This window comes from Pseudomonas sp. NBRC 111119, from assembly GCF_001320125.1.
Lineage (GTDB): Bacteria > Pseudomonadota > Gammaproteobacteria > Pseudomonadales > Pseudomonadaceae > Aquipseudomonas > Aquipseudomonas parafulva.
In genome coordinates, this window is the sequence record NZ_BCAV01000045.1 from 24,250 (window position 1) to 37,213 (window position 12,964).

The following is a 12,964-nucleotide window of genomic DNA, read 5'->3' on the forward strand; positions in this document are numbered from 1 at the left end:
GCCCGAATGCGCAGCGGTGCCGGCCGGTTCGATGGGGCAAAATCAGTGTTGCAGGATCTTGCTGAGGAAGTGCTGGGTACGTTCGTGGCGGCCGCTTGGGTTACCGAAGAAGTCTTCCTTCTGGCAATCCTCGATGATGTGGCCTTTGTCCATGAAGATGACGCGGTTTGCCACTTTGCGGGCGAAGCCCATTTCGTGGGTCACGCACATCATGGTCATGCCTTCGTGGGCCAGTTCCACCATCACATCCAGCACTTCGTTGACCATCTCTGGGTCCAGTGCGGAGGTCGGTTCGTCGAACAGCATGACGATAGGGTCCATCGACAGCGCACGGGCGATGGCTACACGCTGCTGCTGGCCACCAGACAACTGCCCCGGGTGCTTCTTGGCGTGGGCGCTGAGGCCTACGCGCTCGAGCAGCGCCAGGCCCTTCTTGGTGGCCTCCGCCTCGCTGCGGCCCAGTACCTTGCGCTGGGCAATGGTGAGGTTTTCAGTGATGGTCAGGTGAGGGAACAGCTCGAAGTGCTGGAACACCATGCCCACCCGGGAGCGCAGTTTGGGCAGGTTGGTCTTGGAGTCGGCGATTGAAGTGCCATCCACCACGATGTCGCCCTTCTGGAACGGCTCCAGGGCGTTGACGCACTTGATCAGGGTGGACTTGCCCGAGCCGGACGGCCCGCAGACCACGACCACTTCACCTTTCTTGACGTCGGTGCTGCAGTCGGTCAGTACCTGGAAGTCCCCGTACCACTTGTTGACGTTCTTGATGGAAATCATACGGTGATCCTTTTTTGCAGGCGCTTGACCAGCCACGAAGCGGAGAAGCTGATGATGAAGTACACGACACCGGCGAAGATCAGGAACTCATGGGAGCGCCCGATGATGTCGCCGTTGGAGCGTGCCGAGTTGAGGAAGTCCACCAGGCCCACGGTGTAGACCAGCGAGGTGTCCTGGAACAGGATGATGCTCTGTTGCAGCAGCAGCGGGGTCATCTTGCGAAACGCCTGGGGCAGGATGATCAGCCGCATGGTCTGGCTGTAGGTCATGCCCAGCGCCTGCGCGGCACCCATCTGGCCCTTGGAGATCGACTGCACGCCAGCCCGGACGATTTCACAGAAGTACGCGGCCTCGAACATCATGAAGGCGACCACGCAGGAGGTGAATGCACCGATCGGGGTGTCTTCGCCGGTGATCCAGCGCAGCACGAACGGTACCGCCAGGTAGAACCAGGTGATCACCAGCAGCAGCGGGATGGAGCGGAAGTAGTTGACGTAGGCCCCGGCCACGTTGGCCAGCAGCTTGTTGGACGACAGGCGCATCAGGGCCAGCAGGGTGCCCAGCACGATACCGCCTACAACGCCCATGACCATCAGTTCGAGGGTCATGGCCATGCCGTCCCACAGGGCAGGCAGGGCAGGGATGATGCCGCTGAAATCCATGTCCATTTATTTACCCCCCACGGAGATCAGGCCAGGCACGGCGACTTTCTTCTCGACCAGACGCATCAGCAGCATCAGGCCCATGTTCAAGGTGAAGTAGATCAGGGTGGCCAGGGTGAACGCTTCGAACAGGTTGGCCGAGAACTCGGCGGTTTGTTTGGTCTGCGCCAGCAGCTCCATCAGGCCGATCAGCGAGGCCACGGAAGAGTTCTTGAACACGTTCAGGAATTCCGAAGTGAGCGGCGGGATGATGATGCGGAAGGCCTGGGGCAGCAATACATTGGTGTAGATCTGCGACAGGCTGAAACCCATGGCCCGGGCTGCGGACTCCTGGCCCCGTGGCAAGGCCTGGATACCCGTGCGAACCTGCTCGCACACCCGCGCGGCGGTGAACAGGCCCAGGCACACGATCACGCTGATGAGCGCGGAGGTGGTGGGGTTAAGGTCCTGCTTGAACCATTCCTGCAAGCCCTCGGGCAGCAGGTCGGGTACCAGGAAGTACCAGATGAACAGCTGCACCAGCAAAGGCACGTTGCGGAACAGCTCGACATAGGCGGTGGCAATGCCGGATACCAGGCGGTTCGGCACGGTACGCATGACACCCAGCACCGCCCCCAGCAGCAAGGCGATGATCCAGGCGGAAATGGCGATGGCGATGGTCCACCCCAGGCCGGTGATGTACCAGTCCAGGTAGGTTTCGCTGCCCACGCCGGTGGACTTGAAGAATACGCCCCAGTCCCAGTTGTAATTCATCGGGATTTCCCCTCAGACGGTTGTTTCACGGGCACCTTCCAGCATCCGAGAGCGCAGGGCCCTCGGATGAAAGGTTAGACACTAACGGGAGGCCTGCAGGGTTAATTGGCGCTGTGCAGCGCTGCAGGCCCCGGGCTGGGGGTCAGGACTGTTTGTCGTCGGCCGCTTTGTCAGTAGGCTCGGCGATCAGTTTTTTCAGCTCATCGCTCATCGGGAACTGCAGGTTCAGGCCCTTCGGCGGGATCGGCTGTTGGAACCACTTGTCGTAGCTCTTGTTGACTTCGCCCGACTCGAAGTAACCCACGATGGCGTCATCGACGGCTTTCTTGAAGGCCGCGTCATCCTTGCGCACCATGCAGCCGTAGATTTCGTACGACTGCGGGGTACCGGTGATCACCCAGTCTTTAGGATTGCGGGCCTTTGCCATTTCACCGGCAAGCAGGGCGTCGTCCATCATGAAGGCCACCGCACGGCCGCTTTCGAGCATGTTGAAGGCTTCACCGTGGTCCTTGGCGGAAATCACGTTCATCTTCATCTGCTTGTCGGCGTTCATGGCCTTGAGCAGGCGCTCGGACGTGGTGCCAGCGGTGGTCACCACGTTCTTGCCCGCCAGGTCAGGGAAGTCTTTGTACGCAGGTTGACCGTCTTTCACCTTGGTCAGCAGGCGCGTGCCCACTTCGAAGATGCCCACGGTAAAGCCGACTTGCTGCTGGCGTTCGACGTTGTTGGTGGTGGAGCCGCATTCCAGGTCGACGGTGCCGTTCTGCACCAGCGGGATACGGGTCTGGGAGGTGACCAGGTTGTACTTGACCTTGATGTCCGTACCCAGTTGCTTTTTCAGGGCATCGACAACGGCCAGCTGGATGTCATGGGAATAGCCCACCGGCTCGGGCTTGCCAGCCAGGTAGGAAAACGGGATGGAGGAGTCGCGGTGGCCCAGGGTGATGGTGCCCGAATCCTTGATCTTCTTCAGGGTGCCGGTCAGCTCCTCAGCCATGGCTGGCGAAGCGATCACAGCGGCCGCGATGGCGGCGCCCAGCAATTGACGAACGATACGCATCAAATTTTCCTCGACGTGTTTGTTTTTTTTATGGAGCCGTTGGCAGACTCTTTCGTTCAACGAATACAGCAGCTGCGCGTGCATCCGGTGAACAGAACAGAGCATGAGTCGTGCCAAGCCCCCCAACTGATGGTAGCCCCGCGAAAACGCTGGGCGTAACCCCCATAGGCAGGTTTTCTGCTGACAAAGGTTGATCGGTAATTCGAATGGCTACCCCGTTTTGCGTTCGGTAACCCGAACGAATGCCTGGGTGTCATGCGTGTTCAGTACCCAGCCATAAGTAACACCTGGTGGTGACAACTGCATGTTGTGCTCGGCGTTTTTCTGCGAGGAGCTAACGCCGTGGCCGATACCCTGATCCCTTCCGACTCTGTCGATGCCCTGGTGGCGCGCCAATTGCCCTCGTGGCTGCGCGGTGTCGATATCGACCTGCTACTGACCTTCCAACGTGCACTGCGCTACCAGCAGGCTGCAGCGGATAGCGTGCGCAAACGGCTCGACGGCCTGCCTGGGCTGGACGCATTTGCCCAGCCGCTGCTGGAGGCGGCCCTGAGCGCACAGGGGTTGCCCGGGATCGATGTGCTGGCTGCCCGCGTGGTCATCGAGCAGAAAGTGGCGTTGCCCAGCGCGGCTCCACGCCTGCATGAGCCCCTGCAGACGCTGCACAGTAGCCAGTCACTGCTGGCGGCTGCGCTGCACAACTTTCACGAAAGTGAAACCTTTGCCGCGTTGCACCGCCGTGCGCACCTGCTCGATGCCCAGGGCCAGGTGCTGGCGCTGCCCTTCGAGACGTTCGCACGCCTGTGCCGGCAGCTTGACCTGGGTGGCCAGTATCAGCAACTGCTGCGGGCGCGGTTGTTCCCTAAAAGTCGACCCCCCGCCTCTGCAGACTTCGCTCAGGCGGCGGTCCGCCGGTCATTCGAAGAGTATCAGCGGGCCGGCTTGGAGGTGGCCGTGCGAATGGCCAGGATCAGGGGCCAGCTGGATGAAGCGCCGTACCTGCGCCTGCTACCGCTGATCGCCCGGCAACCCGTCACTGCTGCGGGGCCAGGGACTGTGATGCCGCGCCAGTTGTACCTGCTGGGCAAGTGCGTGGAAGGGGGGCTTGTACTGGAGCTGCGCGAAACGGCCGAAGGCCCTCTGCAGAACCTGGTCTGCTGGCTGCCGGCAGACCCGGTGCGGGCGATAACCCAGCACACCTGCTGGGACGCGTTGTTCGATGATATGGGCGTGCGCCTGCGCAAGCCAGGGTATGCCCGCTATTTCGCGCGCTTCATTACCGAGCGGGACCGACCTGCATTCACCACCCAGTTGGAGCGCTTGATCAAGACGGGCAACAGCCACCAGCCGCTTGAGCTCGACGGGCGGCACTTTGCAATCGAGGAGCCCGTCTTCGCCTACCTGCGGGGGCGGCTGATGCAGAAAATGCTGGACGATGCCCGTGTGCTGGCTGTGCCTACCGAGGATCAGACCATTCTGGAGCGGCATCAGCGCCTCGAAGCCCTCAAAGGCGCAGGGCTTGAGCTCGTCAACCTGGCAGCGCTGTTCATCCCCGGGCTGGGCGAAGCGATGCTGGTTGCGGCGGCTGCGGACATCGCCGGTGAGGTATATGGCGGCTATGAGGCCTGGCGGCTTGGTGATCGGCAAGGGGCGCTGGACCACTTGTTCAATGTGGCGCAGACCTTCGCCATCGGCGCGTTGCAGGGGGTGGGCCAGGCTGGGGCGGGGTACGCCCTCGAGCGCTTCGGTTTCGTTGATGCCTTGACCCCGGTGTACGAAGGCCAGTGCCGTTTTCGCTTGCGACAGCTGCCCGAGTCGCCCCATTACCTGGATGATGCAGGCGTTCTGGTTCGCAAGTTCGCAGGCGCACTGGCCGACACCTCCGACGATGCCGCCAATGCGTTGCTGCACATCACCGGCCTGACGTGCGAGGGGTTGAGGGGCCTGCACCTGCAGGGCGAGCCGGCACCCGCCCGGTTGGTTGATGCCCATGCACGCAACCAGCTTCACTCCCTTGAACCCCTGCTGCGGCCCGCCGCCGTTGAGCGTGCCCTGATGGCGCAGACGCAAGCGCCCAGCCCTGCGGCTGCGCAGTTGATGCACACGTTCACCGGGCTGACGGTGCAGGTTGCCGAAGAGATCCTGCACCATGCCACCGGCGAGCAAGTTGCCACGCTGGGCAGCGGCAAGGTGCCGCTCGCCTTGGCCGAGCGGGCCCGCTGGGCGGTGCGGGAAAGCCGGCTGGACCGCGCGCTCATGGGGCTCCAACACGCTACGGCCGTCAATGAGGACACCCTGCGCCTGGCGCTGGCGCTGCTGGATCAGATCGCCCCGTGGATGGAAAGCGTGCGGGTGGAAGTGCGCCAAGGCGAGCCCCAAGGGCGTGTGCTGGCATGCAGAGGGGCGCCGGGTAGCCTGCCCACGTGGGTGATCGTACGGACCAGCGACGGCTTCCATCTTGAAGGGGGAGGTCCCCAGGCCACGGACCAGACCTTGTTGGACTGCCTGCTGATGACGCTGGACGGCCCTCAGAAAAACGCCTTTGGTGGCGCCCAGGCAACTGCGGGCGACCTGGGGGATGGTTTGCTGCGCCAGGCCTCGGTAGACCGGGCCGCGGCTGCACAGGCGATGGGGCTGGCTGCCTTTGGCGGACGTTTCAGGCCACCCCGGCGGCTGCAGGACGGGCGTGTGGGTTATCCGTTGAGCGGCAGGGGGGAGAGCAGCCGACAAGCCCTGCGCTACGGTATCCGTGCCATTTATCCAATGCTCAGCGATGCTCAGCTGGATGCTTACATCCAGCGGCTTATCGATCAGGGGGTTGGCTTGTGGGATCATCTTGGTGAGTTGGAGCTGCGTCTTCATGGCTTGCGGCAGGCCCTGGAAGCTTGGGAACGTCAGCGCATCAGCTTTCTCGATGGGCGCCGCCGCCGTCGAGTTGCCACACAGATTCGACGGGCCTGGCGACGCAAGACCGGGGAGGGCGAGCGCGGGGACTACGTGCTGCATGTGGTGGACGAACGCGTAGGCAGCCTGCCCAGTTTGCCCGCAGATATCGACTTTCAGCACGTTCGCCGCCTGACGCTACGCAACCTTGGGCTGGAGCAGATTCGCGCGGAGTTTCTGTTGCGCTTCCCCCAGTTGCACGAGCTCGACTTGCGCGAGAATCAGCTCACCCAGTTACCTGCGGGCCTCGAACTGCTCGGGCAGTTGCGCGTTCTGCGGTTGGGGCGCAATCGCATCGCACTAGGCCCCCGTGCCACTGAGACGCTGGGCAGGCTAGCCCAGCTGGAAGTCCTGGACCTCAGTAGCAACCCCTTGGGTTTGATGCCCGACTTGTCCGGTTTGCGCGGCCTGCGGGAAGTGTAGTTGCGCGGCACTGGGCTGCAGGACCTGGGCGACGGTGCACAGTTGCCGTGGCGCGGGCTGGCGGACTTCCGGGAAAACCAGATCCGTGAGGTCAGCGCGCAGCTACAGACGCTGGGTGGCCGGCTGCAGCAACTGTATTTGCATGACAACCCGCTGGATGAGGTCAGCCGACGGTTGCTCAATGAAGCCAGCGGTATGGGGGAGGGTGCCGGTCGCGCGTCACCGGTGCACATGATCGCTGACAACGAACTGCGTGATCGCTGGATCGGCCAAGCCACGGCCGAGGTGAGCAGTCGGTATAGGCAGATCTGGGCAGATTTGATCGAGGAACGCGAATCTGCAGACCTGTTCAGGTTCCTCGCCGATTTTGCCGAGTCCGAAGATTTCAACGAACGCGCGCATTACTACCGCGCCAGGATCTGGCGCATCCTCGAGTTGTGCAGCGAAAACACCGATGTGCGTGAGGCCGTGTTCCTGCAGGTGCAGGGCCCACAAACCTGCGATGATCGCTTGCTGTTACTGCTGAGCCAGCTCGAGCTGAGATTGCACATTGCCCTGCACACGGCGGGTATCGGCGAAGCGCAGACTGAATCTGCGCTGGTGCGCTTGGGGCGTTCACTTTACAGGCTGGATGAAGTTGACCGTATCGCTGCGGTGCATATCCGGCAGATGCGCCGGGACCCCTACGCCTTGGTGGATGATATTGAAGTCTACCTCGCCTATCGGGTAAACCTGGCCCAGCGCCTTGGCCTTCCCGTACAACCGGCTTACATGAATTTTCCCGAGTTCAGTGGCGTCAGCAGCCGGCAAATCCGCCTGGCCGGTGACACGGTGCTGGCGGGGGAAAGCCGCGCAGCGCTCAGTGCTTCGCTGGCGCACCGAGAGTTCTGGCAGGCGTTCGTCCGCAGCCGTTATCGGGAACGTTTCGAGGCGCTCGCGGCGCCCTTTCACGAGAGGCTTGAGGCCAGTGAGCAAGAAACAGCACAAACGGGCGAACAGGCCTATCTGGACCAGGCCGCGGCCATGATGGCTGAACTCAATGCCCAGGAGCAGGCGCTGTACCTTGCTCTGGCCACCGAGGCGAACGAGCGGGGTTAAAGCAAGGGCGGCCGCGACCGGGCCGCCCGAGGCGTCAGGCTGCGTTGCTGTGCAGCTTGACCTGCTGAAGGTAGTCCGCCAGGGCATGCTGTTCAGCCTGGGTGGTGAACAGGCCAAGCTTGGTACGGCGCCAGAGGATGTCATCTGCGCTGCTGGCCCACTCGTGTTCGCGCAGGTAATCCACCTCACGGGTAAACAACCCTGCACCAATCGGCTGGCCCAGGTCCTGCGGCCCTTCGGCGCCCTCCAGCAGCGACCAGGCACGGCTGCCATAGGTCAGCGCCCAACGTTTGGCAATGGCCGGAGCCAGCCAGCCGTGCCGGGCCAGCAACGCTTGCTCCAGTGCGTGCGGGGTGGTCATGCTTTCACCGCCTGGCAAGGTAGCACTGGCGGTCCAGCTGCCGCGCATGGCACTGAAGAAAGGCTTGAGTTCGGCCATGGCCGATTCGGCCAGCTTGCGGTAGGTAGTGAGCTTGCCGCCGAACACGGACAACAACGGGGCTTCGCCGGCGGTTCCCGACAGGGCCAAGGTGTAGTCCCGGGTCACGGCCGACGGGTTATCCGACTCGTCGTTGCACAGTGGCCTTACCCCAGCATAAGTGCTGTAGATGTCGCTACGGCTGAGCTGATGGTTGAAGTGGGCATTGACGACGTTCAGCAGGTAGTCGGTTTCCTGCTCGGTAATGGCGACTTTTGACGGGTCGCCGCTGTATTCCCGGTCGGTGGTGCCAATCAGCGTGAAACGGTCCAGGTAGGGGATGCAGAACACGATGCGCTTGTCTTCGTTCTGCAGAATGTAGGCCTGCTCGCCCTCGTACAGGCGGGGCACGATCAGGTGGCTGCCCTGGATCAGGCGAATGCCGTAGGGGGCATCCAGCTTGAGGTCGTTCTTGATGAACTTCGCGACCCACGGCCCTGCGGCATTCACCAGCGCTCGCGCACGCACCTTGTGCACGCTGCCGTCGGCATGCTGAACATCCACTTCCCACAAACCTTGTACACGCTTGGCACCCAGGCACAGGGTGCGGGTATGGATGTGTGCACCCTGCTCCCGAGCGGCCATGGCATTGAGTACCACCAAGCGGGCGTCGTCGACCCAGCAGTCGGCATATTCAAAGCCCCGCCTGATGGCTGGCTTCAACGGATAGCCAGGGCCAAAGCGCAGGCTGCGCGAAGCACCCAGGCGTTTGCGTTTACCCAGGTGGTCATACAGAAACAACCCGGCGCGGATCATCCAGGCGGGGCGCAGGTGCGGGCGGTGCGGCAGTACGAAGCGCATCGGCTTGACGATGTGGGGCGCCTTGGCCAGCAACACTTCGCGCTCGGCCAAGGCCTCGCGCACCAGGCGGAACTCGTAGTGTTCCAGATAGCGCAAGCCACCGTGAATGAGCTTGCTGCTGGCCGAGGAGGTGTGCTGGGCAAGGTCGTCCTTTTCGCAAAGGAACACCTTGAGGCCACGCCCGGCAGCGTCGGCGGCAATACCGACACCATTGATGCCGCCGCCGATCACAACCAGGTCATAGCAGTCGGGCAGCGAGGGGCGGGTCGAATCGGGCTGGGACACGGGCAAGGCCTCCTGAAGCAGTTTGCATCGAATATGAACATTAATGTTCGTTTCCGAAAATACTAGCGCAACCGCAGCGCACCCGCCAGTGAGTCTTTATAGAAAAAACTGATCGGATTACAAGAATATGAACATTTACGAACATGCACCGCCACGTGGCGCCGGGGAGGTTTGGCGCCACATTGGCGTGATCGCAGCACAACGGTCGGTGCTACACCACTTCGAGGCGTATCTTGTTCTGATTGAGTAGCTGGGTGAGGGCTGGGGTGGGCGGCTGGTCGGTGACCAGGCAATCCACCAGCCCGATCGAGCCCAGGCGCACCATGGCGTTGCGCCCGAACTTGCTGGAGTCGGCGGCCAGCACTACCTGGCGTGCGTTGGCGATGATCGCCTGGGAGACCCGCACCTCTTGGTAATCGAAGTCCAGCAGGCTGCCGTCTTCATCAATGCCGCTGATGCCCACCAGCGCAAAATCGACCTTGAACTGGTTGATGAAGTCGACGCTGGCCTGGCCGACCACGCCACCGTCGCGGCGTACCGTGCCACCGGCCACCAGCACTTCGAAATCGTCCTTCGCAGCCAGAATGGACGCCACGTGCAGGTTATTGGTGATGATCTTCAGGTGGTTATGGTTGAGCAGGGCGCGTGCAATCGATTCGGTGGTTGTACCGATATTGATGAACAGTGAGGCATGGTCGGGAATCTGCCGGGCCACTGCGTCGGCGATGCGCTGCTTTTCGTCACGCATCTGGTCGGCACGCATGGCGTAGGCGGTGTTTTCGATACTGGAATCGTAGGCCGCTCCGCCGTGGTAGCGCCGCAGCAGGTCGAGTTCGGCAAGCTGGTTGATGTCGCGGCGAATGGTCTGGGGGGTGACGACGAACAACTGCGCCATTTCTTCGATACTGACGTAACCGCGCTCGCGCACCAGTTCGAGGATTTGTTGTTGGCGGGGGGGCAGATTCATGGGCGGTCCTTTGGGGCTGCCTGACAAATGCTGCAATGATGCCGTAGGAAAGGGACGACAGCCAGCGGACTATCGGCAAGAGGATTCATCGAGGGTGTAAAGGGAGGGCGGCCACAGGCCGCCCCCGGTGCGAGGTCAGGCGTCGTGGTCTTCCCAGTCGCGGGTGCGGTCCACGGCTTTCTGCCAGCCGGCATACAGCTTTTCTTTCTGGGCTTCGTCCAGTTGGGGGCTGAACTCGCGTTCGATGATCGCCTTGTCGCGCAACTCGTCAAGGCCGCTCCAGAAGCCACAGGCCAGGCCAGCCAGGTAGGCCGCACCCAGGGCAGTGGTTTCACGCATTTTCGGCCGCTCCACGCAGGTGCCCAGAATGTCGGCCTGGAACTGCATGAGGAAGTTGTTGGCTACTGCGCCGCCATCCACCCGCAATTCAGACAGGCGCTTGCCGCTGTCCTGTTGCATGGCATCGAGCACGTCGCGGGTCTGGTAGGCGATGGATTCCAGTGCAGCGCGGATGATGTGGTCCACCTTGACCCCGCGGGTCAGGCCGAACAAGGCACCCCGTGCATACGGGTCCCAATAGGGGGCGCCCAGCCCGGTGAATGCCGGCACCAGGTACACGCCGTTGCTGTCCTTGACCTTGCTGGCGAAGTATTCGGTGTCCAGCGCGTCGTTGACGATCTTCAGTTCATCACGCAGCCATTGCACGGTGGAACCACCATTGAACACCGCACCCTCAAGTGCGTAAGCCACCTCGCCGCGTGGGCCGCAGGCGATGGTGGTGAGCAGGCCGTGGGATGACTTGACCGCCTGGTCACCGGTGTTCATCAGCAGGAAACACCCGGTGCCGTAGGTGTTCTTGGCCTGGCCCGGCTCCACGCACATTTGCCCGAACAGCGCCGATTGCTGGTCACCGGCAATGCCAGCGATGGCGATACCGCTCTTGGTATGGCCGTACACCTGCGACGACGGTTTGACCTGCGGCAGCATCTGGGCGGGGATACCCAGGATTTGCAGCAGTTTCTCGTCCCACTGCAGGGTATGGATGTTGAACATCAGCGTGCGCGAGGCGTTGGTGTAGTCGGTGACATGCACTTTGCCACCGGAGAACTTCCAGATCAGCCAGGTATCGATGGTGCCGAATAGCAGCTCACCGCGTTCGGCCCGCTCCCGCACGCCTTCGACGTTATCCAGGATCCATTTCAGCTTTGTGCCGGAGAAATAGGGGTCTGTGACCAGGCCGGTGGTGTCACGGATGTAGGCTTCGTGGCCGTCGCGTTTGAGCTGGGCGCAGATCTCTGTGCTGCGCCGGCACTGCCAGACGATGGCGTTATAGACCGGGCGCCCGGTTTCCTTGTCCCATACCACGGTGGTTTCACGCTGGTTGGTGATACCCAGTGCGGCCACCTGGGCGTGGCTGATGCCGGCCTGGGCCAAGGCTTCGACCATGGTCGCGCTCTGGGTGGCGAAGATTTCCATCGGGTCGTGCTCTACCCAGCCCGCTTGCGGGTAATGCTGGGCGAACTCGCGCTGTGAGGTACCTACCACGTTTGCATCGCGGTCGAAGATGATGGCGCGCGAACTGGTGGTGCCCTGGTCCAGGGCGATGATGTAGTGCTTGTCCTGGGTATCTGTCATGGTCTTAGGCCTTGCAAAAATAGGGGTCTGGGCTGGAAGCCGCCATCAATTGACTTGGGTATCGCCTTGGCGATCATCGCCCGTGCGGGTGGTGGCAGCAGGTACGTCCGGCAGGTGGCGGGCAATGAGCCCGCGATACGCCGCAGCACCCAGGCAGGCGCCGATGATAGGCCCGAATACCGGCACCAGGAAGTAAGGCACATCACGGCCGCCGGTAAAGGCGATTTCGCCCCAGCCTGCGAGGAAGGTCATCACCTTGGGCCCCAGGTCCCGGGCCGGGTTCATGGCAAAGCCGGTCAGTGGGCCCATGGCACTGCCAATCACGGCGATCAGCAGCCCGATCAGCAGCGGTGCCATGGCGCCACGGGGCAGGCCGTTGTTGTCATCGGTCAGTGCCATGATCACGGCCATCAGGATGGCTGTGATGATCACCTCCACCAACAGCGCTTGGCCGGTGGACAGCGCCGGGTGCGGGTAGGTGGAGAACACTGCGGCCAGCTCCAGGCTGGCTTCGCTACCGCGCAGCATGGCGTGCGCCTGTTCGAAATCGAAGAACAGGGCGCTGTACAAGGTGTATACCAATGCAGCGCCGCAAAAGGCGCCGCACACCTGGGCCAGCATGTAGAAGGGCAGCTTGCGTTTGTCGAAGCCTGCGAACAGGGCAAGGGCGATGCTCACGGCCGGGTTCAGGTGCGCACCTGATATGCCGGCGGTGAGGTAGATACTCATGCTGACGCCTACGCCCCAGATGATGCTGATTTCCCACAGCCCGAAGCTGGCGCCCGCCACCTTGAGCGCGGCAACGCAGCCGGTCCCGAAAAAGATCAGCAACGCAGTGCCGAGAAACTCGGCCAGGCATTGGCTGGGCAGGGTGGGTTGGCCTTGAGCAATTGTCATGTATGACCTCATTGTTTTTGTTGTGAGTCGCGTGGCGCTCGACAGCAAAAGCCCGGCGCCTATCCCCATCGACCCCGGGCACCTCTATGAAATGCACCGTAAAAGTGCACCCTTTATTCAGAAACGAAAAAATATAGACAAGAAACGCTGATGTCAAAGGTCGAAAGTGAACGATCAGTCACGTT

The 12,964-nt window shown here is 62.1% G+C and carries 11 protein-coding genes; 3 read left to right on the forward strand and 8 right to left on the reverse strand.

Features of this window, described 5'->3' with window-relative positions; translation table 11 throughout:
- Positions 1–42: 42 nt before the first annotated feature.
- From APH25_RS17055 to APH25_RS17070, 4 genes are all read right to left on the reverse strand, one after another.
- Positions 43–777 carry an amino acid ABC transporter ATP-binding protein gene (locus APH25_RS17055; RefSeq protein ID WP_060482759.1) on the reverse strand — a complete coding sequence of 245 codons (735 nt, stop codon included), beginning with the start codon at positions 775–777 and terminating at the stop codon, positions 43–45.
- Positions 774–1,445, reverse strand: a complete 672-nt coding sequence (locus APH25_RS17060) for an amino acid ABC transporter permease (RefSeq protein ID WP_033727986.1) — start codon at positions 1,443–1,445, stop codon at positions 774–776. Before APH25_RS17060 ends, APH25_RS17055 begins: the two co-directional genes overlap by 4 nt.
- The gene (locus APH25_RS17065) at positions 1,446–2,192 is read right to left on the reverse strand and encodes an amino acid ABC transporter permease (protein WP_060482760.1); all 747 of its coding nucleotides are present in this window, start codon (positions 2,190–2,192) and stop codon (positions 1,446–1,448) included.
- Positions 2,193–2,334: 142 nt separating this feature from the next.
- Positions 2,335–3,252: a glutamate/aspartate ABC transporter substrate-binding protein gene (locus tag APH25_RS17070; RefSeq protein ID WP_060482761.1), complete on the reverse strand. Its 918-nt coding sequence runs from the start codon at positions 3,250–3,252 to the stop codon at positions 2,335–2,337.
- Positions 3,253–3,594: 342 nt separating this feature from the next.
- On the opposite strand from APH25_RS17070, the gene APH25_RS17075 reads away from it, so the two are divergent.
- Complete coding sequence (locus APH25_RS17075) at positions 3,595–6,618, forward strand: dermonecrotic toxin domain-containing protein (protein ID WP_256217575.1); 3,024 nt, start codon at positions 3,595–3,597, stop codon at positions 6,616–6,618.
- Entirely contained in the window at positions 6,619–7,716 is a 1,098-nt protein-coding gene (locus APH25_RS26000) for an NEL domain-containing protein (RefSeq protein ID WP_256217576.1), read from the forward strand.
- A 34-nt stretch (positions 7,717–7,750) separates the two neighbouring features.
- Here APH25_RS26000 and glpD read toward each other — a convergent pair whose 3' ends face one another.
- From glpD to APH25_RS17095, 4 genes are all read right to left on the reverse strand, one after another.
- Positions 7,751–9,280, reverse strand: coding sequence for a glycerol-3-phosphate dehydrogenase (gene glpD / locus APH25_RS17080; protein ID WP_060482762.1), 1,530 nt, complete (start codon positions 9,278–9,280; stop codon positions 7,751–7,753).
- 211 nt (positions 9,281–9,491) lie between these two features.
- Positions 9,492–10,247: a DNA-binding transcriptional repressor GlpR gene (gene glpR, locus APH25_RS17085; RefSeq protein WP_028633253.1), complete on the reverse strand. Its 756-nt coding sequence runs from the start codon at positions 10,245–10,247 to the stop codon at positions 9,492–9,494.
- A gap of 135 nt (positions 10,248–10,382) precedes the next feature.
- The gene (gene glpK / locus APH25_RS17090) at positions 10,383–11,882 is read right to left on the reverse strand and encodes a glycerol kinase GlpK (RefSeq protein WP_060482763.1); all 1,500 of its coding nucleotides are present in this window, start codon (positions 11,880–11,882) and stop codon (positions 10,383–10,385) included.
- A gap of 45 nt (positions 11,883–11,927) precedes the next feature.
- Complete coding sequence (locus tag APH25_RS17095; protein ID WP_060482764.1) at positions 11,928–12,779, reverse strand: MIP/aquaporin family protein; 852 nt, start codon at positions 12,777–12,779, stop codon at positions 11,928–11,930.
- Between APH25_RS17095 and APH25_RS25515 the strand changes: the two genes are divergently transcribed.
- Entirely contained in the window at positions 12,778–12,930 is a 153-nt protein-coding gene (locus tag APH25_RS25515; protein ID WP_154660062.1) for a hypothetical protein, read from the forward strand. The two genes, APH25_RS17095 and APH25_RS25515, sit on opposite strands and share 2 nt — an antisense overlap.
- Positions 12,931–12,964: the final 34 nt, after the last annotated feature.